Source organism: Sorangium sp. So ce124, assembly GCF_051525235.1.
Lineage (GTDB): Bacteria > Myxococcota_A > Polyangia > Polyangiales > Polyangiaceae > Sorangium > Sorangium atrum.
In genome coordinates, this window is the sequence record NZ_CP150312.1 from 8,708,537 (window position 1) to 8,732,641 (window position 24,105).

22 protein-coding genes are annotated in these 24,105 nt (G+C 71.6%); 7 read left to right on the plus strand and 15 right to left on the minus strand.

The window, feature by feature from the left end; genetic code table 11:
* Window positions 1–2: 2 nt before the first annotated feature.
* The 7 genes from ptsP to WMF19_RS32590 all read right to left on the minus strand — a co-directional run bounded on the left by ptsP (window position 3) and on the right by WMF19_RS32590 (window position 6,464).
* Complete coding sequence (ptsP, locus tag WMF19_RS32560; protein ID WP_437893936.1) at window positions 3–1,973, minus strand: phosphoenolpyruvate--protein phosphotransferase; 1,971 nt, start codon at window positions 1,971–1,973, stop codon at window positions 3–5.
* Window positions 1,970–2,254 (minus strand): HPr family phosphocarrier protein, encoded by a 285-nt coding sequence (locus tag WMF19_RS32565; RefSeq protein WP_437792365.1) that lies wholly within the window; start codon window positions 2,252–2,254, stop codon window positions 1,970–1,972. The genes ptsP and WMF19_RS32565 overlap by 4 nt, the downstream gene beginning before the upstream one ends.
* The gene (rapZ, locus tag WMF19_RS32570; protein ID WP_437893937.1) at window positions 2,251–3,312 is read right to left on the minus strand and encodes an RNase adapter RapZ; all 1,062 of its coding nucleotides are present in this window, start codon (window positions 3,310–3,312) and stop codon (window positions 2,251–2,253) included. The genes WMF19_RS32565 and rapZ overlap by 4 nt, the downstream gene beginning before the upstream one ends.
* Window positions 3,309–4,556, minus strand: a complete 1,248-nt coding sequence (hprK, locus tag WMF19_RS32575) for an HPr(Ser) kinase/phosphatase (RefSeq protein WP_437893938.1) — start codon at window positions 4,554–4,556, stop codon at window positions 3,309–3,311. Before hprK ends, rapZ begins: the two co-directional genes overlap by 4 nt.
* Window positions 4,557–4,600: 44 nt before the next feature.
* On the minus strand, window positions 4,601–5,080 hold the full coding sequence (locus WMF19_RS32580; RefSeq protein WP_272094690.1) for a PTS sugar transporter subunit IIA: 480 nt from the start codon (window positions 5,078–5,080) through the stop codon (window positions 4,601–4,603).
* A gap of 420 nt (window positions 5,081–5,500) precedes the next feature.
* Window positions 5,501–5,869, minus strand: coding sequence for a ribosome hibernation-promoting factor, HPF/YfiA family (gene hpf / locus WMF19_RS32585; protein ID WP_012238397.1), 369 nt, complete (start codon window positions 5,867–5,869; stop codon window positions 5,501–5,503).
* Between the two features lie 250 nt (window positions 5,870–6,119).
* Window positions 6,120–6,464, minus strand: a complete 345-nt coding sequence (locus WMF19_RS32590; protein WP_437893939.1) for a sigma-70 domain-containing protein — start codon at window positions 6,462–6,464, stop codon at window positions 6,120–6,122.
* Window positions 6,465–6,800: 336 nt separating this feature from the next.
* On the opposite strand from WMF19_RS32590, the gene WMF19_RS32595 reads away from it, so the two are divergent.
* Window positions 6,801–7,667, plus strand: coding sequence for an oxygenase MpaB family protein (locus WMF19_RS32595; RefSeq protein WP_437893940.1), 867 nt, complete (start codon window positions 6,801–6,803; stop codon window positions 7,665–7,667).
* 81 nt (window positions 7,668–7,748) lie between these two features.
* On the opposite strand, the gene WMF19_RS32600 is transcribed toward WMF19_RS32595, so the two are convergent.
* Window positions 7,749–8,804 (minus strand): serine/threonine-protein kinase, encoded by a 1,056-nt coding sequence (locus tag WMF19_RS32600; protein ID WP_272094694.1) that lies wholly within the window; start codon window positions 8,802–8,804, stop codon window positions 7,749–7,751.
* A 164-nt stretch (window positions 8,805–8,968) separates the two neighbouring features.
* On the opposite strand from WMF19_RS32600, the gene WMF19_RS32605 reads away from it, so the two are divergent.
* Window positions 8,969–10,000, plus strand: coding sequence for an isocitrate/isopropylmalate dehydrogenase family protein (locus WMF19_RS32605; protein ID WP_437893941.1), 1,032 nt, complete (start codon window positions 8,969–8,971; stop codon window positions 9,998–10,000).
* Window positions 10,001–10,065: 65 nt separating this feature from the next.
* Here WMF19_RS32605 and WMF19_RS32610 read toward each other — a convergent pair whose 3' ends face one another.
* The 3 genes from WMF19_RS32610 to WMF19_RS32620 form a co-directional block, all read right to left on the minus strand.
* The gene (locus WMF19_RS32610) at window positions 10,066–11,793 is read right to left on the minus strand and encodes an ATP-binding protein (RefSeq protein ID WP_437893942.1); all 1,728 of its coding nucleotides are present in this window, start codon (window positions 11,791–11,793) and stop codon (window positions 10,066–10,068) included.
* A gap of 170 nt (window positions 11,794–11,963) precedes the next feature.
* The gene (locus tag WMF19_RS32615; RefSeq protein ID WP_437323785.1) at window positions 11,964–12,407 is read right to left on the minus strand and encodes a gamma-glutamylcyclotransferase family protein; all 444 of its coding nucleotides are present in this window, start codon (window positions 12,405–12,407) and stop codon (window positions 11,964–11,966) included.
* Window positions 12,408–13,252: 845 nt separating this feature from the next.
* Window positions 13,253–13,837 carry a DUF2378 family protein gene (locus WMF19_RS32620; RefSeq protein ID WP_437893943.1) on the minus strand — a complete coding sequence of 195 codons (585 nt, stop codon included), beginning with the start codon at window positions 13,835–13,837 and terminating at the stop codon, window positions 13,253–13,255.
* Window positions 13,838–14,521: 684 nt separating this feature from the next.
* Between WMF19_RS32620 and WMF19_RS32625 the strand changes: the two genes are divergently transcribed.
* The 3 genes from WMF19_RS32625 to WMF19_RS32635 all read left to right on the plus strand — a co-directional run bounded on the left by WMF19_RS32625 (window position 14,522) and on the right by WMF19_RS32635 (window position 16,212).
* Window positions 14,522–14,770 (plus strand): hypothetical protein, encoded by a 249-nt coding sequence (locus tag WMF19_RS32625; RefSeq protein WP_437893944.1) that lies wholly within the window; start codon window positions 14,522–14,524, stop codon window positions 14,768–14,770.
* Between the two features lie 67 nt (window positions 14,771–14,837).
* Complete coding sequence (locus tag WMF19_RS32630; protein WP_437323788.1) at window positions 14,838–15,233, plus strand: VOC family protein; 396 nt, start codon at window positions 14,838–14,840, stop codon at window positions 15,231–15,233.
* Window positions 15,234–15,474: 241 nt separating this feature from the next.
* Window positions 15,475–16,212, plus strand: a complete 738-nt coding sequence (locus WMF19_RS32635; RefSeq protein ID WP_437323789.1) for a M15 family metallopeptidase — start codon at window positions 15,475–15,477, stop codon at window positions 16,210–16,212.
* A 16-nt stretch (window positions 16,213–16,228) separates the two neighbouring features.
* Here the strand turns inward: WMF19_RS32635 and WMF19_RS32640 are convergent, their stop codons facing one another.
* Window positions 16,229–16,717: an acyl-CoA thioesterase gene (locus WMF19_RS32640; RefSeq protein WP_437893945.1), complete on the minus strand. Its 489-nt coding sequence runs from the start codon at window positions 16,715–16,717 to the stop codon at window positions 16,229–16,231.
* A gap of 65 nt (window positions 16,718–16,782) precedes the next feature.
* Complete coding sequence (locus WMF19_RS32645; protein WP_437893946.1) at window positions 16,783–19,644, minus strand: ATP-binding protein; 2,862 nt, start codon at window positions 19,642–19,644, stop codon at window positions 16,783–16,785.
* 42 nt (window positions 19,645–19,686) lie between these two features.
* Between WMF19_RS32645 and WMF19_RS32650 the strand changes: the two genes are divergently transcribed.
* Window positions 19,687–20,862 carry a hypothetical protein gene (locus WMF19_RS32650; RefSeq protein WP_437893947.1) on the plus strand — a complete coding sequence of 392 codons (1,176 nt, stop codon included), beginning with the start codon at window positions 19,687–19,689 and terminating at the stop codon, window positions 20,860–20,862.
* A gap of 15 nt (window positions 20,863–20,877) precedes the next feature.
* Here the strand turns inward: WMF19_RS32650 and WMF19_RS32655 are convergent, their stop codons facing one another.
* Both WMF19_RS32655 and WMF19_RS32660 read right to left on the minus strand, forming a co-directional pair.
* Entirely contained in the window at window positions 20,878–21,504 is a 627-nt protein-coding gene (locus tag WMF19_RS32655) for a hypothetical protein (RefSeq protein ID WP_437893948.1), read from the minus strand.
* A 150-nt stretch (window positions 21,505–21,654) separates the two neighbouring features.
* The gene (locus WMF19_RS32660; protein WP_437893949.1) at window positions 21,655–22,968 is read right to left on the minus strand and encodes a penicillin-insensitive murein endopeptidase; all 1,314 of its coding nucleotides are present in this window, start codon (window positions 22,966–22,968) and stop codon (window positions 21,655–21,657) included.
* A 362-nt stretch (window positions 22,969–23,330) separates the two neighbouring features.
* Here WMF19_RS32660 and WMF19_RS32665 point away from each other — a divergent pair, with 362 nt between their 5' ends.
* Window positions 23,331–24,089, plus strand: a complete 759-nt coding sequence (locus WMF19_RS32665) for a CoA transferase subunit A (RefSeq protein ID WP_437323795.1) — start codon at window positions 23,331–23,333, stop codon at window positions 24,087–24,089.
* The last annotated feature ends 16 nt before the right edge of the window (window positions 24,090–24,105 follow it).

The following is a 24,105-nucleotide window of genomic DNA, read 5'->3' on the forward strand; positions in this document are numbered from 1 at the left end:
GCTCACCGCGTGGCGCGCTCTCCCGTGAGCAGGTCGTAGAGGTCCGGCGCGAACGCGGCGGCGACGCAGCACTCGACCTCCTCCGCCGTCGCGCAGGCGAGCGCCTCGGCCGCGACCGCCTCGGCCTCGGCGACCGTGATGCGCCGGAGCGTCTCCTTGATCTCCGGGATCGCCGCCGCCTCCATCGAGAAGTCGCGGAGGCCGAGGCCGAGCAGCAGCAGGGCGGCGAGCGGATCGCTCGCCATCGCGCCGCAGAGGGAGACCGGCCTGCCGAAGTCCTGTCCTGCCTGGATCACCTTCGTGATCAGCCGAAGGATCGACGGATCGAAGGGCGAGGCCAGGTAGGCGAGCGAGCGGCTGGTGCGGTCGACCGCGAGCGCGTACTGGATCAGATCGTTCGTCCCGAGGCTCAGGAACGCGGCCTCGCGCGCGAAATGGTCGACCATGACCGCCGCCGAGGGCACCTCGATCATCACGCCGAGCGGGATCTCGTCGGCGCACGCCTGGCCGCGGGCGCGCACCTGCTCCTGCGCGCGGTGCAGCAGCGCGCGCACCTGCCGGAGCTCGCCGAGGCCAGCGACCATCGGGATCATGATCCGCACGTCGCCGTAGGCGGAGGCGCGCACCATGGCGCGGAGGTGCTCGAGGAAGACGTCGGGGCGCGAGAGCGCGAGCCGGACCGCGCGGAGGCCGAGCATCGGGTTCATCTCGGGCGGCACCTGGAACGTGGAGACGAACTTGTCGCCGCCGATGTCGAAGGTGCGCAGCGTGACCGGCTTCGGGCGGAGCGCCTCGACGACGGCGCGGAAGATCTCGAACTGCTGGTCCTCCGAGGGCGGGGACGAGCGGTCGATGTAGAGGAACTCGGTCCGGTAGAGGCCGATGCCGTCGGCGCCCTGGTCGCGCGCGAGGATCGCCTCGGCAGGGAGCTCGACGTTCGCCCGGAGCGACACCTTGACGCCGTCCTTCGACTGGGCGGCCCGGTGCCTGGACTCCGAGAGCTCCTTGCCGAGCGCGACGTAGCGTTCGGCGCGGGCGCGCGCGTCCGCGAGCTCGGCGGGGCCGGGGCGAACGACGACCGTGCCGCGCAGCCCGTCGATCACCACGACGTCGCCCGTGATCACGCGCTGCAGCACGTCGCTGACGCCGACGACGGCCGGGATCTCCAGCGCGCGCGCCATGATCGAGGTGTGGCTCGTGCGGGTGCCGACCTCGGTGACGAAGCCGACGACCGGCTCGTCGACCATCGCCGCGGTGTCGGCCGGCGACAGGTCGTGCGCGATCAGGATCGTCGGCCCGGAGAAGCGCGGGAGCGCCGCGCCGAACGTCGCCGGCATGGCGATCGAGTTCTGCAGCTCGATCAGGCTGCGCGTGGAGAGCGGCGAGGTGTCGCGCGACGACGGCGGCTCCTGGGGCGGGAGGCTGAAGGCGCGCAGGAGGCGCTCGCCGACGAACATGACGTCGTGGCTGCGCTCGCGCAGGTACGGGTCGTCGAGCGCGGCGAAGCGGCCCGCGATCGCCTCGCACGCGGCCGCCACCGCCCACTCGGCGCAGCGGCGCTCCTCGGTGACCTGACGCTTCACGGCGTCGGCGAGCGCCTCGTCGCCGAGCATCAGCAGGTAGGCTTCGAGGATCGACGCCTCGGCGCGGTGATCGCCGACGCGCTTCGCCATGTCGCGCAGCTCGTCCTGCGCGCGCTCGACCGCGGCCTCGAAGCGCTCGAGCTCCGCCGTGATCTCGCTGGAGCCGACGCGGCGGCGCGGGTGGTTCGTCCGATGCCCGCCCATCACGACGGCCGCGCCGATGGCGACGCCGGGCGACCCGGCGATGCCCCGCAGCGTCTCCGTCCGGGCGCCGGGCGGCATCGAGTCGACCCGGGCGCCGGGCGCCGCCGAGTCGCTCCGGACGGCGTCCGCCGGGGCGGGGTGCTCGTCCGGGGCGTCCGACGAGAGCGCGCTCGGGCCGCGCGTCACTCGTGCTCTCCGAAGCGCGCGGCGATCAGCTCGCCGATGGCGGAGACGGCGTCGGCGGCCTGATCGCCCGTCGCGCTCACCTCGATCTGGGTGCCCATCGAGCCGCAGAGCAGCAGCACGCCCATCACGCTCTTCGCGTTGGCCGACTGCCCGTCCGGCCCGGCCAGCGAGATCTCGCAGTCGTAGCGCCCCGCGAGCTGCACGAGCTTCGTCGCGGCGCGCGCGTGGAGCCCGCGCACATTGATGATGGTGAACCGCCTCGTTACCGCCTCGGTCGTCACCGCTCGCCCCCCGTCACGCTCGTGTCCGACGCCGGGCGAGGCTCCGACGGGGTCGCTCCCGGCTGCGCCAGCCGGAGATCCACGCCGGGCGCCCCGGCCATGCCCTCTCCCACCCCCGAGGGTACACCACTCGCGCTCACCCGGGCGACGTCCCGGTGCACGACCGTGATGGGCAGCCCCGTCTTCCGCCGCAGGCTGTCGCTGAGCGCGTTGGTGAGCACGACGGAGCGGTGCCGACCGCCGGTGCACCCGATGCCGACGGTGAGGTAGCTCTTTCCTTCGCTGGCGTAGCGCGGCATGCAGAACGAGAGGAGCTGCTCTGTCCTGCAGATGAACTCGAGGGCATCCGCGTTCTTCAGGATGTACTCCCGCACCGGCTCGTCGTTCCCCGTGAGCTCGCGGAGGCCGTGGACGAAATACGGGTTGTCGAGAAAGCGGACGTCGAAGAGCAGATCGGCGTCGAGCGGGATGCCGTACTTGTAACCGAACGAGACGAACCGGGTGGACATCCGGGGCACCTCGACCTTCGCAGGGCGCAGCCGCTCGATGACGACGCGGCGCAGGTCGTGCGTCGACAGCCGGGTCGTGTCGAGCTCGATGGTCGCCCTGGCCCGCAACGACGCGAGCCGCTCGCGCTCGAGGAGGACGCCGTCGAGCATCGCGATGGCGCCGCTGCCGCCGGTCGTCAGCGGGTGCGGGCGCCGCGTCTCGCTGAAGCGCCGGAGCAGCGTCTCGTCCGAGGCGTCGAGGAAGAGGATCACCACGTCCCGTCCGTTCCGGATCGAGTCGAGCGCCGCCGTGGCGCCCGCCAGGAAGGAGCCCACCCGGACGTCGATGCCGAGCCCGATCCGGGTGATGCCGCCCGACTCGCACGCCTCGACCGCCGGCTGCACGAGCGACGTGGGCAGGTTGTCGACGCAGAAGAAGCCGAGATCCTCCAGGGCGTGGAGCGCCGTCGACTTGCCCGCGCCGGAGAGGCCCGTGACGACGACGACGCGCCCCGGCGCGCCGTCGGGCCCGTGCAGGCCGTGCTGCTGCTGATCGCCTGCGTTGCTCACCCTCGCCTCCTCGGCCGCGGCAGGCTCACGGACGACTCCGTGGGGCTGAACCCGGAGCTCGGGCGATCAGGGGGCGGCCTGCCCCGATCCGCGGGCGGCCGGAAGGCGCTGCTCGGGGGGTTCGGCGCGTCCACGCCGCGGCCGGACGGCGGAGGCCGGGGCGGGCCGGGCGGCGCGGCGCTCCGCGAGGCGCCTTCCTCGGCGAGCCTCGCCGGCGGCGGGATCGACGACTCCTCCGGCGAGCGCTCGCGGAGCAGCTCGCCCTCGACGTTGCCGAAGAACTCGCGGGCCGCGTGGAACCCCGCGTTCTTCAGGAGCTCGTTGCGGGCGGCGACCTCGAGGATCGACGCCATGTCGCGGCCCGGGCGCACCGGGATGACGAGCTCCCGGATCTTCACGCCGAGGATGGTGTGGTACCGCTCGTCCAGCCCGAGCCGATCGTACTCGGTGTCCTTCGACCACTCGACAAGCTTCACCACGACGTCGATCCGCTTGCGCTCGCGGATCGACGTGACGCCGAAGAGGTCCTTCACGTTGAGGATGCCGAGGCCACGCACCTCGAGGTGGTACCGGAGGAGCTCCGCCGGGGCCCCGAAGACCATGCCAGGCGGGCGGTAATCGCACTCCACGGCGTCGTCGGCCACGAGCCGGTGGCCGCGCATCACGAGATCGAGCGCGCACTCGCTCTTGCCGATCGCGCTCGACCCCATGAGAAGGAGGCCCACGCCGAAGACGTCGACGAGCACGCCGTGCAGGCGCAGGCGCGGCGCCAGGCGATCGTCGAGCAGCGCGTGCAGCGCGGTGATCGTGGCGCTCGATCGCACGGCCGAGACGAGGAGCGGCGTCCCGGTCTCCTCGGCGCACTGCGCGAGCTCGGGCACAGGGACGAACCCGATGCCGGAGCCGTTCGCCTCGAACGGCTGGTCGCCCTGCGTGACGATGACGCAGCACAGGCCGAGCTCGAAGAAGCCGCGCAGCGACAGGAGCCGGTCCTCGCGGGAGAGCTTGTGGAGGAACGAGAGCTCGGTCTGCCCGAGGATCTGCACCCGCGTCGGCACGATGCCGTGGAAGTGGCCGACGAGCGCGAGCCCGGACTTCTGGATGCGGGTGTTCATGATGGGCCGGTCGAGGCCCGCGGCGCCGGCGATGAGCGTGAGATCGATGCCGAGCCCCTCGTCGGCCATCAGGCTCCGCACCGCGATGGCGGGGCGGTCCGCCCGCCCTCCGCCGGTGGAGGGGGGCATCCGGCCGCCTCCTTCCCCTTCCTGTCCGCTGCTGCGCGGGCCGTTCATGACACCGACCTCCCTTCCTCGGCGGCGATGAGCTCGAACGCCGCGCGCCCGGTCGAGGCGCCGAGCAGCCGCCGCCTGAAACTTTCGTCCCTCAGCAGGCGGGAGATGCGCGCCAGCGTCTTCAGGTGCTCGCCCGTGGCGCGCTTCGGCCCGATCACGGCGACGAGGATCGACACCGGCGCCCCGTCGATCGCGTCGAAGTCGATCGGCTTCGGGCAGATCAGGACCGCGCCGATCAGCCGGTCGACGCCCTCCATCGCGCCGTGGGGGATGGCCACGCCGCTCCCGACGCCGGTGGACTGCAGGCGCTCGCGCTCGCCGAGCACCCGCTCGATGTCGTCGGCCTTGACCCCCGGCTGTCCTGTCGCGAGCAGGGCGGCGAGCCGGCGGAGCGCGTCCGCCTTCGAGCGGACGACCCCCTCCTGCTCGCTGGCGACGGATACCTGGTGCGCGGTCAAGATGTCGCGGACTTGCATGCTGATTTCGGCGCTCGGGCGAGGTGAGAGGGCTCTGGAAGGGCGCACGTGGCACGGTCGGCGCGGCGCTCGGCCAGGGCCAAGCGAGCCGATGTGGCCATCGTACCCTGGGGACCTCGGGTACGCGACTCAAGGACGCTATCGCGGCGAGCGGCCCAGGAGGGAGCGTTCTTCGCGTTCTTCGCGTCGCGATCGCTGGGCGACCGCCGCGCCGCTCCAGGCAGGCCCTCCCGGGCAGGTTGGGCATGCGCAGGGTGAGCTGATGGAGACGAGCGCCCTTCGCCGCGGCGGCTCACGCGGAGGGAGCGCGCCACCTCGCCCCGGAGCAGCGGCTCACAGGATGGGAGCGCGCCACCTCCAGCGGGCGCGGCGGCCCTCGCTCCGGTTCGCGCGCCGCGCCTGGGCGACGCGCGCGGCGGCTCACGATCGGGTGCGTCCCGTCGCGGCCACCGCTTCGCGCTCCACCTCCACGGCGTACTCGCCGGCGCTCGTGCCGCCGCGCTTCCGCGCTATGGTGTGACCCTTCCCATCCCGGATCTGCCGCTCGAGCTTGTCGTGGACCATGTCGATCGACGCGTACATGTCCTCACCCCGCTCGGTCGCATGGAAGGCTAGACTGCCGGAGGAGAGGCGAACGTCGGCGACGTGCGTCAGACCCTCGACGGAGAGGGTGACCTGCGCCGTCATCGCCTGCCTAAGGAACTTCTGGAGCTTGGCCACCTTCTCATGGGCATAATTCTTCACGGCGTCGGTACCCACCATATGGCGGAACGTGATCGTGATGTTCATCGGGTCCAGCCTTCCTTCCCTGATGCGTAGATGAAACAATCGACTACGGCTACAGAGCACCCCTCCATCTCCATCGTAACACTGATGTAGAGCTCTGGTCTGCACTCAACGGCGCAGCGCTTTCGTTTTGTTTGGCGTCGTTCCGCTTCTGCGTGCCTTGCCCCGGCTTGCCACCTCTCGCGCACCTCGTCGTCCCCACGCGTCACCATGGCTTGCCGCGCTGCGTCCTGCGCGGCGAGCGCGCCTCCTCTCAACAAGCCTTGGCACGCCCCGCTTGTTCCAGCGCCCGGCGCACCGTGTGCGGGGCATGGCCCGAGGCCAGCGCGATCTCGCCGATCGTGGGTGTGCGCCCGAGCTCGGCCGCGAGCCGCCTCGCGCCCGCGAGGACGGCGCGCAGCACCTCGACATCGCCCGGATCGAGCGGCTCGGCGACGCGGAGGCCCTCCGACTCCAGCCGGTCGATGATGTACTCCACCTCCTCGTACGAGACCGCCCGCCGGTCGACGACTTCGGCGATGTCGTTGAGGTCCACCCGACCGGTCGACCTATGGCGTGTAAGGAGCTCCTGGATCATGTCGTCGATGACAGGCGGCACGGCGCTAGCGTGCCACCTTCGCGCAGGCCGCGCACGCGCCTGCGCGCGCGAAAGCAGGCCCGAAAGCCGAGCGCGAGGCCGAGCTGATCGAGCGTCTCGGCGCCGCGCTCCGCGGCCTCGCCGCGCGGAGCCTGGCCAGCCGGCTCGCCCGCCGCGGGCCCGCCGCCGCATCACGGCTCATGATCACGGCGCTCCACGGTGAACCGCACCTCACCTCGTCTCGCCACGCTCGCCACAACCGATGTCTTCATCTGTTCAGCGATGTTTCCGCCAGGATGCGCGAGGCATGATAGAAATGGACGCGTCATCGGGCGGATACACATCAGGAGATCTTCCATGCGCTGGGCCCCTCCCGAATCGCGATCGCGTTATGCGATCCGCGACCACATCGAAGCAAACCTGGATCCGGTCAAGGATCATCAGGAGATCGCATTTCTCTCGACGTGCTATGATTTCCCCTGGGACACGCAGCACGCCCTCGAGCTCGCGCTGTTCCGTGTGTTCGGGATCGCCAAGGGCACACCGCTCCTGGTGCAGACAGGGGAGTTCCTCCAGCGCACCCAGAAGCGCTACGACGACACGGTCCTCATCCTGTCCGAGATGCTGGAGAACGGATACGACAGCGACCGCGGCCGGGCGGCGCTGCGGCGCATGAACCGGCAGCACGGGCGTTACGCCATCCCGAACGACGAGTACCTGTACACGCTGTCGACGTTCATCTTCGAGCCCATCCGCTGGAACGAGCGCTTCGCCTGGCGCCCGCTGCTCGAAAAGGAGAAGCTCGCGGCGTACCATTACTGGAAGCAGGTCGGGGGGCTGATGAACATCAAGGATATCCCGCCGAGCTACGAGGCGTTCGAGCGGTTCAACCTCGATTACGAGGCGGAGCACCTGCGGTTCTCGGAGGACAACCGGAGGCTCGCCGTCGCGACGCGGGACCTCGTGCTGGGCTGGGCGCTGCCGAGAGCGCTATGGCCGCTCGGGGCGCCGGTCCTCCACGCGATGATCGATGATCGCATGCTCGACGCCGTCGGGCTGCCGCGGCCTCCGCCCGGGCTGCGCAGCCTCGTGCAGGCGGCGCTCCGCGCGCGCGGCCCGCTCTTGCGGGCCATGCCGCGCCGGCGCTCGCCGCGCCTGCTCACCCGGCAGAGGAACCGCACGTATCCGGACGGCTACCGTATCGAGGATCTAGGCGCGCGGTGACCAGCGCAGCTCCACGGGCCGGCGAGCCCGGCCGCCGCGCCGGGCGAGCGGCTTCCTACCGGCTCAAGGCTGCCTGCCGGCTCAGGGCAGCTGGCGCCGCAGGAACTTGAGCGCCTCCCGGGCGGCGCGGTTCACCGGCTCGTAGACGTCCGGGGTCTTCCTGAGCGGCACGCCGATCGGCTCGCCGGGGCGGACACCGAGGATGCGCTCGACGTCCTCCAGGAGCGATTGCATCGAGTCGTAGCGGTTCTCGGGGGCCTTGCGGAGCGCGGTGGCGACCAGCGCCTCGATGCGCCGATCGATGCCGGGCCGGATGGTGCTGAGCCGGGGGGCCGGGGTGCAGGCGTGCTGGGCGACGACCACCACGTCGTCCGGCGAGGAGAACGGCAGCAGGCCGGCGAGCATGCGGAACATGGTGACGCCGAGGGCATAGACGTCGGTGCGGCCGTCGATGGGATCGGCGAGGGCCTGCTCCGGGGCCATGTAGGGGACGGTGCCCAGCACGAGACCGGCGGCGGTGGTGGGGCCCGTCTTCAGCTTCGCGAAGCCGAAATCCATCATCTTGAGCACGCGCGGGCCGCCCGGGGAGCGGACGAGGAACAGGTTGTCCGGCTTCACGTCGCGGTGGATGACGCCGGCCGCGTGCGCCAAGGCGAGCGCCGACGCCGCCTGCCGTATCAGCGGAAGCGCGACGGCCTCGCTCACGGCCACCTCGCGGCGGAGCAGGACGCCGAGCGACTCGCCGGTGAGCAGCTCGAGCACGATGAACGGGGACCCGTCCTTGCGCTCGCCCGCGTCGAGGACCCGGACGATGTTGGGGTGCCCGAGCTCGGCCGCCACCTCGAGCTCGCGGAGGAACCGCTCGCGCTGGGCCCGATCGGCGGCGAAGCTGCGGTTCAGGATCTTGATCGCGACCTGCTCCTTCGTGCGGCTGTCCGCGGCGAGGTACACGCGCGACATGCCGCCGGCGCCGATGAAGCCCTGGATCACATAGCGATCCTCGAGGATGGCGCCGAACTGCCGCGTCGGCTGCGCGGGCGGCGCGGCCGACAGCGACTGGACGAGGCGCGCGCCGTCGTCGGGGCAGAAGCCGTACGAGCGATCGGTGTACGCGCGGTGGCAGCGCGGGCAAATCATGGGACCCGCGTCATGATGGCGGCGGGGGCGGGGATCCTCAAGGGACTTGCGGGCGGGCGGCGCGCGGCGCAGCTCCGGCGAGGTGGATCGCGGCACGCACCTCGGCTATGCGTGCGCCTTTCCTCGTCGACGCGACGACTCACCCCGAGATCGAGAGACAGCCCGTGACCTCACAGAAGCACCCTGCGACCCTCATCCCCGGCGACGGCATCGGCCCCGAGATCGTGGACGCGACGCTGCGCGCCCTCGACGCGCTCGGCGCGCCTTTTGAATGGGAGACGTGCGTGGCCGGCATGGCCGGCGTGAAGGACGCCGGCGACCCGCTGCCGCGGGCCACGCTCGACAGCATCCACCGCACGAAGCTCGCGCTCAAGGGGCCGCTCGAGACGCCGATCGGCGGCGGGTACCGCTCGTCGAACGTGCGCCTGCGGCAGGAGTTCAAGCTCTTCGCCAACGTGCGCCCCGCGCGGACGCTCATCCCGGGCGGTCGCTACGAGAACATCGACATCGTGCTCGTGCGGGAGAACCTCGAGGGTCTCTACGTGGGGTTCGAGCACTACATCCCGATCGGCAGCGACGAGCAGGCGGTGGCGATCGGCTCCGGCGTGAACACCCGGGTCGGCTCGCGCCGCATCGCCGAGTTCGCCTACGACTACGCGGAGAAGCACGGCCGCAAGAAGGTCACCATCGTCCACAAGGCGAACATCATGAAGGCGCTCACGGGCATCTTCCTGGAGACGTCGCGCGAGGTGGGCAAGGGCTACGAGGGACGCGTGGCGACCGACGAGCGGATCGTGGACGCGTGCGCGATGCAGCTCGTGCTGAACCCGTGGCAGTTCGATGTCATCGTCACGACGAACCTCTTCGGGGACATCCTCTCGGACGAGATCGCGGGCCTCGTCGGCGGCCTCGGCATGGCGCCGGGGGCGAACATCGGCCAGCACGCCGCGATCTTCGAGGCGGTGCACGGCTCGGCGCCGGACATCGCCGGCAAGGGCGTGGCGAACCCGATCGCGCTCATGCTCGCCGCCGCGATGATGCTCGACCACGTGGACCAGCGGGAGCTCGCCGGCCGCCTGCGCGCCGGGATCGACGGGGCGCTGAACCTGGACGGGGTCCGCACCCGCGATCTCGGCGGCAAAGCGGACACGAAGACGCTCACCGACGCCATCGTGGCGCGCATCAAGAACGGCTGAGCGGGCGACGTCAGCACGGCGGATCTCGCCCCATCGCCGCGGAGCAGGCCGCGGTGGCCGCGGGGTCAGCCGCCGCGCGAGAGCGGGAGCGTGAAGTGGAAGGACGTCGTCTTGTCCAGCTCGCTCTGCGCCCAGATCCGGCCGCCGTGCGCCTCGACGATGCCCTTGCAGATGTAGAGCCCGAGGCCGGTGCCGGGCGGTCGGCCCCGGGACGGGGGTGACGAGAGCCGCTGGAAGCGCTGGAACAGCCTCGGCAGCTCGTCCGGGGGGATGCCCGGCCCGCGGTTCTCGATCGCGACCTCGACCTCGGCGTCGCGGAGAGAGAGCGTCACGCGGGTCGGCGCGTCGGGATCGCCGTACTTGGCGGCGTTGAGAAGGAGGTTCCCGAGCACCTGATCCATGCGCGCCGCGTCCACGAGGACGAGCGGCACGGCCTCGTCCGCCGTCAGCACGATCGCGCGATCGGGCCTCTCAGCGGCTGCGAGCTCGACGTTCGCGTGGAGCAGGGCGCGCACGTCCGTCGGCTGCCGCTCGAGGGAGAGATGCCTCGCCTCGATCTTGGAGGCGTCGAGCAGGTCTTCGGCCATCCGATCGAGGCGGCGGACGTTCGACAGGATCTTCTGGGTCCACGCCGTTGCACCGGCGGACTCGGGCAGCCGCGACAGCATGCCCGCGTAGGCGGAGATCGCGGAGAGCGGTTGCTTGAGGTCGTGCGCCACGAGGGAGGTCCACTCCTCGCGGAGCCGCTGGATCTCCCTGAAATTGGTGACGTCCTCGTAGCTCGCGATGGCCCCATGGATCGCGCCCCCCTCGCCCCGGATGGGCCCAGCGCTCACCACGACGGGGACGTAGCTCCCGTCCGTCCTTCGAAACCACAGTTCCTTACACGTCGTCCCCTCGCCACGCGCCGCGCGAACGAGGGGCATTTCAGGCAGCAGGAGCGGCCGTCCCCCTGGTTCACACAAAAGCGCACCTCGCCCCATATGCAGCACCTCGAGCGGGTGTGGCCCGCCGCAGAGCTCCTGGCAGCGGCGGCTCGCGAGGAGCGAGGGGCCGCCGCGCTCGTCCAGGATGGCGATGGCGACAGGGAAGTCTTCGATGACGCTGCGCAGCCATCGCCGCTCCTCCGCGAGGCGCCACTCGACCTCGTGCAAAGCGGCTTCGGTGGGCCCCGGCGCGTCCGCGCCCCGCACGTACTCGGCGCCCCCGGAGCGCGTTCGCGCGCCCGCGGCGGGCTCGGCGCCCGCGAGCGCGAGCGCGAACAGCGCGCAGAGGGCCTGCACGCACGGGAGGATCTCCTGCAAAGGTGCGCTGCGGCTCCCGAACGCGCAGAAGAGGACGCCGAAGAGCCGGTCTGCGCTGAGCAGGGGCGCAGACAGGACCCAGTGGGGCCTCGTGCTGGCCGCGAGCGCGCTCAGGTCGGAGAAGCGCTCGCAGGCGGCCTGGTCGACCACGGCATGCTCGATTCGGCGGCTCTCCGCGGCGCGCAGCACGAGGGACGACGTGCCTGTGAGGTCCGCGAGCTGCGCGGCGAACGCGCTCGGCAGGTTGGAGGAGGCGACCAGCCGGATCGGCCGCGCGTGGTGTTCCACTGCGGCGCCGTACAGGAGCGAGAGGTCTGCGTTGAGCGACCGGGCGGCTTGCTCGGCGATGATCTCGCGGAGCGCTTGCGGCTGAAACTTCCCTGAAAGCGCGGCGGCCGCCTCGACGACGACCTCGGCGAGCTGGGCAGCGGCGGATTCAGGCTCCCCGTCGCCGTCGCCGAGTTGGTCGTGCGCTGAGATTCCCGCCACGCTTTCCCTCGCCGCCATGCCCATAGCACCTGCGCTGGCACGCGCCGTTCCACGAGCGACGCGCCCTGCCTGCTCCCAGGGTACAGTATGCGCAGTGCGTCGACGGAATGCTTGTGTGCCTGCGCAGCGACGACTCGCGCCGAGCGCCGAGAGAGGAGCGTGCAGGCTGGTCAGCGGGAGGGGTCGAAGCGGCGCTTCGCCCAGCTCACGAGTGGGCTGTTGTCCCGGGTCCGCACTGCGCCGGGCGCGCCGCGGCGTTTCCGCCAGTCGCCCTCGCGGACGCGTCGGCAGCCGGCGGCCTGCTCCATGGAGAGGAGATAGGCCTGCGCTTCGCGGCCATCGGCGAGGCGGATGGTTGCTCTCCGGTGCAAGACCGGGTGTCCGCGGTGCACGTCGAGCGCGGCCAGCGCGGCCGGAGCGATGGCATAAAGCTCGCCGGTCACGGCGATGAGCCCTCCCTGGACGAGGGCGCCGCTGGTGCCGAGGTCGACGAGCGCGTACTGCGGTGTCGTGGTCGCCGCACCGAGCGGGCGAGCTGATGCGAGCCATTCGTGTTGCTCCTCGCCCGTCATGAGGTTGTCGTAGACGAAGAGGACGATCTCGTGGGTAGTCATTGGCGTGGTCCTCGGACGGGCTCTGCGGCCCGCCTCAGACGCTCGCAAAGGGAGGGCGCGAGCGCAAGGCTCGTCGGAGCGACGCTGGCGAGGCCGTGATGATCATGTAGCTCCAGAGGAATGTTGCACCTGCGCACCTGCGGCGAGCTGCGTTTCCCGCGAGCGACTCGCCAGTTCCAAGGAGCATCCACCAGTTCCTACAGCGCCTCATGCTCGCTCGACGCTCGCGTTCGACAGCAGTTCGAGCGCAGTCTTGCGCACAGCCCCCAATTCTCCTGCTCAGCGCGAATGCGGCTCTCATTCGACCAAGCATTCACTATCTGGGAAGGCGACATCCACTTCTCGGAGGCGACCTCGATCCCTCCCCGCCATCGATTCAAGATCACCTCGCGCTGAACGAAGATATCGATGGTCGCCAGGTTCGATAAGGCGGCTGCAAGCCGACTCAAATCATCGCAATTCTATATGTCTCGACTACCCCGCCCCGATCCGGCCCCGCCCTCACCGCGAGCGCGCACGACAAACGCTCATCGAAGTCGCCCCCCGCTCCACCCCGGATCCCCCTCCCCCTACCACCGTAGCGCCGGCGGGAGGGTCCACGCGGCGGGGGCGGGTGGGCGCGGCGAGCACCGACCGAGGTGCCATAAGGTTGCAGGGGGCTCTACGTCTCAGGCGCGCCTTATGTGGCGCGCAACACAACGTCCCAGCAGGCATGGCCCGAAGGGAGACATGCCGGGTGGTGTTCTCAGCGCAAGCGCCTCGGTCCCCGTCTTGGCGGATGGCCGAGCGCCCGCCCGCCCCCGCCGCGTGGACCCTCCCGCCGGCGCGGCCCACCGGCCCGCGGGTTACCAGCTAACGAGGAACTGAAGCGTCTCCGCCCCCCGCACCTCGACCGAGATGGTCGGCTTGGCGCCGTACCCCATGACGAGCGCCTCGAAGTTCCCCAGCGGGTACTCCAGCGTACCGCGGTGGCTGCTGATGTCGATCTGCACCTCCGACGGCCCCAGCTGCCGCGCCCTGGCCAACGGCCCCTTCACGAGCGCGCCCAGGCTGCCCGTGTAGCGCATCAGCGCGGCGCCCGGGTCGGTCGCGAGGTGCATCGTGATCCGGCCGAGCGCGCTTTCCCTGAACGCCCCGACCTGCTGCCGCGCGAGGCGGCGGTAGCCTTCCCGCGAGCTCCGGTTCGGGTGCGAGAGACGCGCGGCCGCGTCGTAGAGGCGCAGGAAGTCGCGCGTCGGATAGTTTGAGAACGGCAGGTAGAGCCCTCCCCTCGGCGGGCTCGACAACGTCGACACAACCTGAGCGAAACGCTCCCCGAGCGTCGCCGCCAGCGCGTTGAAGAACATCCCCTTCATCGCGTAGGACTCGGGGACCCCCGCCACCACGGCGTCGATGTCGATGTTGCCGAGGAGCGGATCGGAAGGACGCACCTCGAACGAAGCTCCGTTCGGCCCGACAAGCAGCCCCTCTGTGGACGGTGCGCTCGGCGGCGCGACGCTTCGGGGCACGGCGCGCATGACACCGCTCTTGGGAATGGGCGTCTCGTTCGCTTGCCGGCGCTGGTCGCTGCGGACCTCTTTCATAGGGAGCTCGCCGCAAAAAAAGACTCAACACAAAGGCCGCTTGCGGCAACCGCCGCAGCGAAGGGCACACGACCCATCTAGCAACGGCCATGCCGACCACTCACTGAACGAGTCACCGCGTGAACCCGGGGTTCATGCCAGATTTCCCTTGCATGGATGAAACGCTGGTTCAGCGGTGCAACCGCGTGGAGATGACCGGGACGGTGTCGTTCTCCGCTCCCGCCGGCGCACGCGTCTGCGGCGGCACACACCCGCCAACGTGCCGAGCCGAAGGAACAGCGCGTCAATGCGCCGTGAGGCTCGCGTCAAGTTGCCTCGAGGCTCGCCTCGACGTGCCTTGAAATTCGCATCGATACGCTCCACGACTCGCCTCGACGCGCCGTGAGGCGTCGCGTTGACGCACCCGGAGTGCCGATCTCGCGGAGCTCCGCTCGCGCCGCGGAAGCTCCTCGACCCTGAAGAACCGTCGAGCGGCGGCGGTTTCACGCGAGCACCGGCGAGCATCACGTGCGCCTGCCCACGATGAATCTGGTGGACGACGAGGTGGACCTGCGCGCTCCCCACGCGCTCGACCTGGACGTGGTCCGCGTGCAGAAGCCGCACTTCGGCCGCGCAGAAGCCGCACTTCGGCCGCGCAGAAGATGCACCTCGGCGTCGAGCGTGGGGAGCCTCTGGTTCAACCGGGCGTCGTGCTCTGCCATCGATCGAAGCGTGGTGAGGGGGTTCATGCGCGAGCGTTTCGCGCCTCGCTCGCGCCCATACATCGAGCGAGGCTGCTGACCGGACGCTGTCAGCAGCGCCGCCCTAGGATGCCGGCGCGTGGGGCAGGACCCCCGAGGAGGACCTCATGAACACAGGACTGGGTGGCGTGATCGTCTATGTGCCCGATGCGGTGGAAGCTGCCGCGTTCTACGAGCGCGCGTTTGGCTTCGAGCGCAGCTTCGTCTCCAACGGCAAAGAATACTGCGAGCTGAAGGGCAAGGTGCCGCTCGGGTTCGTGCAGGAGGACTTCGCCCAGAAGGGCCTCCCCGAGCTCGCGAAGAACCGGCCAGGGGAGCGCCCCGCCGGGCTCGAGATCATCGTCACGAGCGAGGACGTCGACGCGGCGTTCGCGCGCGCCGTGAAGGCCGGCGCAGCGCCTGTATCGGAGCCCCACGACAAGCCGTGGGGACAGCGCGTCTCCTACGTTCGCGACCTGAACGGCGTCCTCGTGGAGATCTGCTCGCCGTGGACCTCTCCATGAGCTCGCCGCAGCTCACCCCATGAGCTCGCCGCAGCTCACCCCATGAGCTCGCCGCAGCTCACCCCATGAGCTCGCCGCAGCTCACCCCATGAGCTCGCACGGACCGTGCGGCTGCGAGCGATGCAGCGCGCCGTCCGCTGCCCGCTGCAAGAATGCGCTCGTCTCCCTGACGGTGGTTCTCCTGACAGGCTTTTACGGCAAGTCCTTGCCGCGCCTGACACGGCCTGCTTAACCTCCGGCCGTGAACGCGAACGGACGGACACGGGTGCACCTGCTCGTGGCAGCAGCGATCGCCCTGCTCGCGGCCGGCCCCTCGGGGCTCGGCGGCGGGCCCGTCGCGGAGGCCAAGGAGCCGGCCCGGGGAAAAAAGGCGAAGAGCTACGAGTGCCGCGTGCAGAGCCCGCAGAAGTTCCTGAAGCGGCGCACCTTCGTCCAGAAGGGGATGCTCAACCCGACGAAGCACGCCAAAGCGGTCCGCTACCTCGCCGAGCACTACGGCCACGTCGAGACCGACGAGACGCGGCGCCACAACTCCGAGAGCGCCCACTCCCAGGCGACGACCGTGCAGTTCATGGGCCTCCCGCTCTCCATCCACGAGAAGATCGCGCCCGCGCTCCACTGCGTCGAGAAGCGGATCCGCTCGACGTGCACCCGCAAGTCCCGCCGCTACACGCCGCGCGCGGTCGGCGGGTTCCGCACGGCGAACAGCTACCGCGGCGCCGAGATCTCGAACCACCTCTTCGGCATCGCCATCGACATCGATCCCGACCGCAACCCGTGCTGCGGCTGCGTCGACCCGTGGCCAACGAGCCCGCTGTGCCAGGAGAAGAAGCGCACTGCCTACGAGCGCACGGCCCTGTCCCGCTGCTGGATCAAGGCGTTCGAGCGCTACGGCTTCGACTGGCTGGGACACGACGACCTCGAGGACACGATGCACTTCGAGTTCCTCGGGGATCCCGACCGGATCAAGAAGAAGTAGCGCGCGGCGATCACGCTCACGCGCCGCGGCCGCCCCCGCGCCGCGAGAGCCGCCGCGCGCGCCGCTCCGCCGCGGCCTCGGCGAGGCGGCGATCGTCGTCCGTCTCGAGGACGATCGGCGGCACCGCGGTCGGCCTGAGCGACGCGTCGACGGCCACGAACGTCACGAAGGCCGTGACCATGGGCCAGATGGCGCCCGTCATCGCGTCCTCTCCCTCGACCGACACCAGGATCTCGAGCGACGTGCGGAAGGTCGCCGTCACCCGCGCGGCCAGGCGGACGACCTGACCGACCTTGATCCCATGATCGAACGAGAGGTCGTCGATGCCCGCGGTGACCACCGCGCTGCCGGTGTGCCGCTGCGCGCAGATGGCGGCGCACAGGTCGATCCACGCGAGCACCTGCCCGCCGAAGATCGAGCCGAGCGCGTTCGTGTGCGTCGGCAGGACGTACTCGGTCATCGTCGTGACCGACTCGGAGACGCGCTTCTCGTGCAGGGCCTTCACCCGGCATGCGTATCACGGGCGCCCCCCCGCGCCAGAGCACGCCGGCCCGCCTGGATCACCCGGCCTCAGCTGGAGGTCGAGGCCCTGCCCGGGCTCGGGAACGACGGCTCTTCGGGGGTAGGCGAGCGGCCAGGGCTCGCGTTGACCGACGACTTCGTGGGGGCCGACTGGCCCGGCGGGCCCGTCGGGAGCGTGGGCTCGTCCTCCAGGCGCACCGACGTGACCTTCAGCCGCCCGAAGATCGCCTCGGCCTTCTCGTTCATCGCCACCGCCTCGCGCCGCGCCGCCATGTTCGCCACGAAGCTGCGGTCGGTCGTCAGGAACCGCGCGTAGGCCTGGAACGTGCGCGCGAGCTCGAGCTCGTTCCCCGTCTCCTCGAAGATGCTCACCGAGCGCGCGAAGTACGCGCGCGCGCTCTTCGTGTGCGCGCTGCCCCAGCCGCCCGCCGCCGTGATCTCGCCGAGCGTCCGGAGCGCGATGCCGAGGTGCACCTTGCTCCGGACCGACGCGAACAGGTCCACCGCCCGGCTGATCGAGTCGCGCGCCTTCTCGAGATCGCCCCGGAGCATGTAGGCCTTCCCGAGGGCGCGCCGCACCTCGGCCAGGCCGAGCCGGTCGCCGAGCCCGTCGCAGAGCTCCTCGGCCTGCTGCAGCACGCGCACCGCCTCGTCGGGATCGCCGCTCCGGTAGAGCGTCCCGCCGATGTTCGTCAGGATCAGCGCCGTCCGGTTGCGATCGCCGACCTGCCGCGCCACCTCCAGCGCCTCTTCGAAGAGCTCGAGGGCGTGGCGGTGATCGCGCTGGTCCTGCGCGATCATGCCGAGGTTGTTCAGGCTCATCATGACGCCGAGCAGGTCCGAGATCTCGCGCCGGATCGCGAGCGACCGCTCGAACGTGTTGAGCGCCTGCTTGAACTCGCCGGAGTCCTGCAAGGCGAGGCCGAGGTTGTTCAGCGACAGCGCGATCGAGCGGCGATCCCCCATCCGCTCGCGGCGGGCGAGCGCGTCGCGCAGCCATTTCAGCGCCTCCTGGTACTCGCCCCGGAGCCAGTGCAGCTTGCCGATGTCGTCGATCGTCGAGGCGATCCCCCGCTCGTCCCGCGCGCCCTCGAAGAGGCGGAGCGCGGTCGTGAGGTGCTTGCCGGCCTCGTCGAGCGAGCCGCTCTCGCGGTAGAGCCGCCCGATGCGGTTGTGCGCGGCCCCGCCCTTGCGCCGGTTGTCGAGCCGGTAGGCGAGCGTCAGCATCTCGCGGAACGCGGCGAGCGCGTCGTCGATGCGCCCGGCGAGCTGGAGGACGTCGCCGTAGTCGTGGAGCGCGTCGATGCGCCGCGCGACGTGCGCGTCGCCGAGCAGCGAGAGCCCGCGCGCGTAGTACTCCGCCGCCTTCGCGTTCGAGTAGCGCCCGCGCGCCACGTCCCCGGCGTCGAGCAGCGAGAGCCCCGCCCGCACCGCGTCGCCGATGCGCTCGCGGTGCGTCGCGAGCTCGGCGAGGAACTCCTCGCTCGCGCGCACCGCCACCTGCTGCTCCAGCCACTCGGCGATGGCGTGGTGGTACCGCCGCTGGGCCGCGGCGCTCATCCGCTTCTGGAGCGCCTCGCGCTCCTTGGCGTGCACGAACACGTACTCGTCCGAGCCCGCGAAGCTCGACTCGCTCTGCTTGCGCAGGTAGCCGCGGTCGCACAGCGAGCGCAGCGCGGCGTTGATCCGGTCGAGATCCTTGTCGCTCTGCTCCTCCCCCCACAGCTCGGGGGCCTGGCAGCCGGCCCTGCCGAGGACGAACAGCGCGCCGCTCCAGAACACCGGGCCGATCGTCGCGGCCTGCTCGAGCAGCTGCCGGCCGTCGTGATCGAGCGCGGCGAGGCGGACGTTCACGGCGTCCTCGACCGTCATCGGCAGGCGCGCCGTCGACAGCTTCCCGAGGTGCACGCGCCAGCGCGGCCCGCCCGCGGAGTCGGGCGAGAGCTCCTCGATCACGCCCTGCTCGTGGCAGATGCGGACCATCTGCTCGAGCAGCGCCGGGTTGCCGTTCGCGAAGGAGCAGGCCGCCTCGACGAGCTCCGACGGCACGCCCGGCTGGGGCTGCGAGTCGGGGCGCTTAACGTCGACGCCGTCGACGGCGTCGACGACGTCGATGATGACGACGTCGTCGCTCCCGCGCGGCGCGCAGGGCGCGAGCAGCGCCCTCGCCATCTCCGCCGCGGCGGCCTCGCCGAGCGGCGTGAGCTCCAGGAGCGCGTGGCGCCGGTCGCCGACCTTGCCCCAGTCGTCCTGGCGGGTGAGCAGCTCGGGGCGGGCGGCGCAGACGATCAGGACCGGGCCCGTGAGGTACTCGATGAGGTAGCGCAGGAGCGCGAGGGAGTCGTCGTGGGCCGCGTGGAGGTCCTCGAAGACGAGGCACAGGGGGCCGTGGACGGCGTCCGCCTCGAGGAACGCCTTCAGGACGGCGCGGCGGATGAGGTCGGCCTGCGCGGGATCGTCCTGCACCGCGCGGGTGAGCGGGCTGTCGCCGAACGCGAGCCCGATGAACTGGCCGAGGAAGTAGATGACGTCGCCGACCTTGCGGTCGCCCATCACGTGCGCGACCTGCGAGCGGACCTCGGCGCGGGCCGCGTCCTTGTCCATGCCGTCGGAGAGGCCGAAGCGGGCGCGCAGGAGCCGGGTGAAGACGCCGTACGCGGACGCCATGTCGCCGGCGCTGCCCGAGGTGACGCGCAGCGCGGCGGAGCCCTGGCGCCGCCGCTCGAGGAACTCGCGCACGAGCCTGCTCTTGCCGATGCCCGGCGGGCCGACGAGCGTCACGGTCCGCGTGGAGCGCTCCCTCTCCACCGCGTCGAGCGCGCGGGCCAGGGCCGACAGCTCCGCCTCGCGCCCGATCAGCGGCGCGAGGGCGGGCGGCGCCGCGCCAATTGCACTGTCCTCTCGGCTCATCTCCTGGCCTCCACGTCCCCGGGTGCCGCAGCGCCGGACACGATGTCCGGAGCCTATACCAGGTTCGGCTTCGGTGGCGTGTGCGGTAAGCTGCCGGGCGTGGACGGCGAGGGCACGGGGACGTCGGGGAGCACGGCGCGCAGCGCCGCGGAGATCCGCGGGCGCATCACGGCTTGCTTCAGCCTGGCCGAGCTGCGCCGCTTCGCGGAGGAGCTCGGCGTGCCGGACATCCCCTGGGAGCGGGGGATCCAGGGAGCGGCGTACGAGCTCGTCCGGCGCTTCGAGCAGCGGCGCGAGCTCGGGCCGCTCGTCGACAGGCTCCGCGCGACGAGGCCGCTCGTGGAGTGGCCCGACACGCCGACGGTGCCGTCCGCCGCGTCGAGCGAACCGGCGCACACGGACATCCCCCGGCCGGCGCCGCTGCCGAACCTCTCGCCGATGGTGGCCCCATCGCCTCCCCTGGAGGTCGCGACGCTGGCGCCGCCGGCGATCGCGCCTACCCCGCGGACGCCGAACGTCACCGGGCCGCAGCCCGAAAAGGCGCCGCCGCCCGGCGCCGCGGGGCCGGCGCATCTCCCGGCCGGCTCCCCGCGCGCCGGCGCGCCGGCGCGCGGGCCGCGCCGCATCGATCCGCGGCTCGCGCTCGCGGCCCTGGGGCTCGTGGCGGTAAGCCTCATCGTGGCCTTCCTCATCGGCAGGGCGTCGAGCGCGACGGGGGACGACGCTGTGCGCGGGATCACCGCGTCCGCGAGCGCCACGCAGAGGGGCGCCCCACCGCCGGCGGCGCGGCCGGACGGGATCGCGTCGCGCGCGGCCGCCGCGATCGACCGCAGGATCGAGAGCCTCGCGCGGGCGTGCGAGATCCAGCCCGGCTCGGCGGAGGACGTGATGCGCCGCGCCTTCGAGCGCTGCGGTCCGTCGCCCGCCTCGGCGGGGTACCGGACCACCCCGGCGCAGCGGAGCGATCCGCCTGCCGCGCAGGCGCCGGACGCGCCGCCGGCGTCTCCAGGGGCGGGGCCCCGTGCGGCGGCCGCGGCTGGCCTTGCGCCCGCCGGCGGCAACACCGGGTGCCTGGGCGCGTGCGAGCGGCGACACCAGGCGTGCAGGGCGACGCAGTGCGGTAGAGAGCCAACGCAGAGCACGCAATACCAGCGCTACCAGGGATGCCTGTCGGATTGCCTGGCGCAGGCGTCCAAGTGCCGCCTCGGCTGCCTCTGAGCCCAGGGCGACGCGTCAGAGCGACGGACGGCTGCGGCGCATCACGTTGAGCGCGACGGTCGGCTCGTGCTCGGGGCAGCCGGTGCGACCGGACAGGCTCGGATCGAAATCGATGCGAAAGCAGGTCTTGCAGACGCAGAGATGGGCGTCGTGGAACGCGCGGAAGTTGAGGATGTCCGCGGCGAAGAGGCTCAGGACGATGTCGCTGAGCAGGTCTTCCTCGCACGGGCACGGCTCCCACGGCGCGAGGCCTCCGGCGCGGCGCACGCGCCCGCCGTCGATGGCCGCGGCGAGGAAGCGATCGTCTGCGACGGGCGGCATGAAGGCGCGAAGCGAGGCGAGCACCCGGAGCCGCGCCGCGTCGACGAGCTGCTCGATCTCGGATGCATCCGGGGCCGCCGGGACCTGAGGGCCGAGCGCTACCTGCTTGGAGAAGCCCTCGGTCACGTAGGCCGGTCGCTGCATCCTCCCGGCTGCAACGAGGTGCTTCTCGAACCAGATCGCGAGCGCCCCCGCGCTCCGGGGAGGCCTGCCGACGAACGTGAGCGCCGCGAGCAGCGCGCGGCGATCGTGATCGCTGGCGACGAGCGATGCCGCGGACGGCGGCGTGGGAATCGAGGTGTGGGAGTCCTCTTGCGGCATGAACACCCCCTTGATCCGCCCCAGTCTGCCCGAGGACTTCTCTCCGGGTCCAGGCGCGACGGCGCCCAGGTCAGAGATTGCGGAACTTCCTGCAATGCATTGCGTTACCGGCTCTTTGCCGCTTTTGTAGTGAACGGCACCCGGCAGATCTCAGTCCGTGATCTTGAGCACCCCGCTGTCGTCGAGCGCGCCGCTCGCGTCGGCGCCGTCCGAATCTGCCTCGATCTCCACCTCGGACGCAGCAGGCCGCAGGAACGACAGATCGAGGCCGCCCATCGGCTGCTGCGCCGCCGCGCGCGAGGCGGCGAGCGGCAGCGCCTCGGCGTCGGCAGCGGCGCGGCGCGCTTCCCGTTCAGGTCGCCTGTCGTCGCGGCGCGAGGGCTGCGCCGGGCCGCGCCGGCCGGCGCCGGCCTCGCGGGGCCGCTCCGGCGCGGGCGCCGCGGCGGCCTTCGGGGGGCGCGCGGCCTCCGCGCGCGCGGGCGGTGACGGTGTCCGGAGCGCCCTGTCCGTCTTCCTCGCCATGCGCGCGCGGGCATGGGAGGGAGCGTTCTTCGCGAGCTCGATGCAGCTGCCGCGCATGGCCGCGGGGCAGGAGATGCGCACGTGCATGTGGTCGTCGTGCGCCTCGGCGCCCGTGGGCTGCATCATCGCGAGCTGCGCGCGGACGAGCAGCGCGCGCGAGACGCCGATCCGCTTGGCGTGGGCGATCAGCGCGGACCGGAGCGGATCGGAGATGAAGATGTGGCTCACGCGGGCGCGGGGATCGGTGAGCAGGTGCTGCACGAGCAGCCAGTTGCGCGGCAGGTCGAAGCGCGCCCCGGGCACGTTGGTCGAGACGAGCCGGGCGTCGAACCGCAGGAAGACCGGCGCGTGGACCTGCTTGCCGCGCGCGTCGAGCGCGTAGAAGCCGAGGTCGACGTCGCGGCCGCTCTCGTGGGAGTTGTGGCGGTGGACGTCGCCGCCGCGCTGGCGCGACAGGTCGCCGACGCCGAGCACGGCGCCCGGGAAGCGCTTGGCCACGCCGCGCGCCGCGCGCTCGATCATGCCGACGAGCGCCGGCAGCCCCCAGCGGACGTCGGCGCCGGCGTAGGCGGGCACGACGCGGATGTCCTTGCGCGAGGTGTCGAGCCGCACGCCGCCCTCGAGGCGCCCTTCGTTGGGGTGGCCGACCGACGAGGCGGGCGCCTGGGGCGCGGCCTTCTTCGTGGCCGGCTCGGGCGAGCGCGGGCCCGCGTCGCCGGCGCGGGGGCGGTGGCCCTTGACGTCGTCCTTCGCGAGCCGCGCGCGCGGCGCGCGCTTCGTCGCCCCGCGCGCCTTGGCGGCAGCGGCGGCGTCCCGCGGCTTTGCTTCCGCGGTGGGGCGCGCGTGCGAGCGCGCCGGCGCATCCGGCGCCGCGGCGGCCGCCCGGGAGCCGGAGAGGGAGAGCGCCAGGATCGTGAACAGCACGGAGAGCGGTCGAGGCACACCGGTGCGTTACGGGGTTTCGTTGAGGCGGGCCAAGAAGCCGGCGCCGCCTGGCCGCGCCCTCCGAGGGCCGCTCCTGAACCGTGCGCTGAGCGTGCGCCGAATGTGCGCTGAACGAGCGCTGAACGAGCGCTGGCTGAATGAGCGCTGAACGAGCGCAGGCGGACGCGACGAGCGCCTCATGCACCCGGGACACACGCGAGCTTCCGTCGTTCGCCGGAAGCGCGGATCACCGCGCGGCGCCGTGCAGCGGCCGGCGCCGCCCGGCCCCTGTGCCGCGCTGCGGCGCCGGCGCCATGGCATACCGCGGCGGCAGCGGAGGCTTTTGCCTCGCGGCCAGTTGGGCTACCTCTCGGTCGGCCATGGACAAGGTCTACAAGAGCGCGCTGGATGCCGTGAGGGACATCCCGGGCGGCGCCACGATCCTCTCGGGCGGCTTCGGCCTCTGCGGCATCCCGGAGAACTGCATCGCGGCGCTCCGGGAGCTCGGCACGAAGGATCTCGTGGTCGTGTCCAACAACTGCGGAGTCGACGCCTTCGGCCTCGGGATCCTCCTTCAGAACCGGCAGATCCGGAAGATGATCTCGTCGTACGTCGGCGAGAACAAGGAGTTCGAGCGCCAGTACCTGAGCGGCGAGCTCGAGGTCGAGCTCACGCCGCAGGGCACGCTGGCCGAGCGCATCCGCGCCGGAGGCGCCGGGATCCCTGCGTTCTACACCCCGACCGGGGCGGGCACGGCCATCAGCGAGGGCGGGCTGCCCGTGCTCTATGGCCCAGGCGGCGCGGTGAAGAGGTACTCCGAGAAGAAGGAAGTGCGCCAGTTCGACGGCCGCGACTACGTGCTCGAGCCCGCCATCCGCGGCGACTACGCGCTCGTGAAGGCCTGGAAGGGCGACCGGTTCGGCAACCTCGTCTACCGCCACACGGCCATGAACTTCAACCCGATGATGGCGATGGCCGCGAAGGTGACGATCGCCGAGGTGGAGGAGCTCGTCGACGTCGGCTCGCTCGACCCGGACCACATCCACACGCCCGGGATCTTCGTGCACCGGATCTTCCAGGGCGAGCGCTACGAGAAGCGGATCGAGCGGCGGACGGTGCGCAAGGCGTCGGCCGCCTAGGCGCGGGGACAGGGGA

Excerpts from the sequence above, each read along its gene's own strand:
- hprK (WP_437893938.1), bottom strand. The coding sequence starts at position 4,556 with ATGCCCCCCTCCACCGGCGGAGGGCGGGCGGACCGCCCCGCCATCGCG.
- WMF19_RS32580 (WP_272094690.1), bottom strand. The coding sequence starts at position 5,080 with ATGCAAGTCCGCGACATCTTGACCGCGCACCAGGTATCCGTCGCCAGC.
- hpf (WP_012238397.1), bottom strand. The coding sequence starts at position 5,869 with ATGAACATCACGATCACGTTCCGCCATATGGTGGGTACCGACGCCGTG.
- WMF19_RS32595 (WP_437893940.1), top strand. The coding sequence starts at position 6,801 with ATGCGCTGGGCCCCTCCCGAATCGCGATCGCGTTATGCGATCCGCGAC.
- WMF19_RS32600 (WP_272094694.1), bottom strand. The coding sequence starts at position 8,804 with ATGATTTGCCCGCGCTGCCACCGCGCGTACACCGATCGCTCGTACGGC.
- WMF19_RS32615 (WP_437323785.1), bottom strand. The coding sequence starts at position 12,407 with ATGACTACCCACGAGATCGTCCTCTTCGTCTACGACAACCTCATGACG.
- WMF19_RS32630 (WP_437323788.1), top strand. The coding sequence starts at position 14,838 with ATGAACACAGGACTGGGTGGCGTGATCGTCTATGTGCCCGATGCGGTG.
- WMF19_RS32645 (WP_437893946.1), bottom strand. The coding sequence starts at position 19,644 with ATGAGCCGAGAGGACAGTGCAATTGGCGCGGCGCCGCCCGCCCTCGCG.
- WMF19_RS32650 (WP_437893947.1), top strand. The coding sequence starts at position 19,687 with ATGTCCGGAGCCTATACCAGGTTCGGCTTCGGTGGCGTGTGCGGTAAG.
- WMF19_RS32655 (WP_437893948.1), bottom strand. The coding sequence starts at position 21,504 with ATGCCGCAAGAGGACTCCCACACCTCGATTCCCACGCCGCCGTCCGCG.
- WMF19_RS32665 (WP_437323795.1), top strand. The coding sequence starts at position 23,331 with ATGGACAAGGTCTACAAGAGCGCGCTGGATGCCGTGAGGGACATCCCG.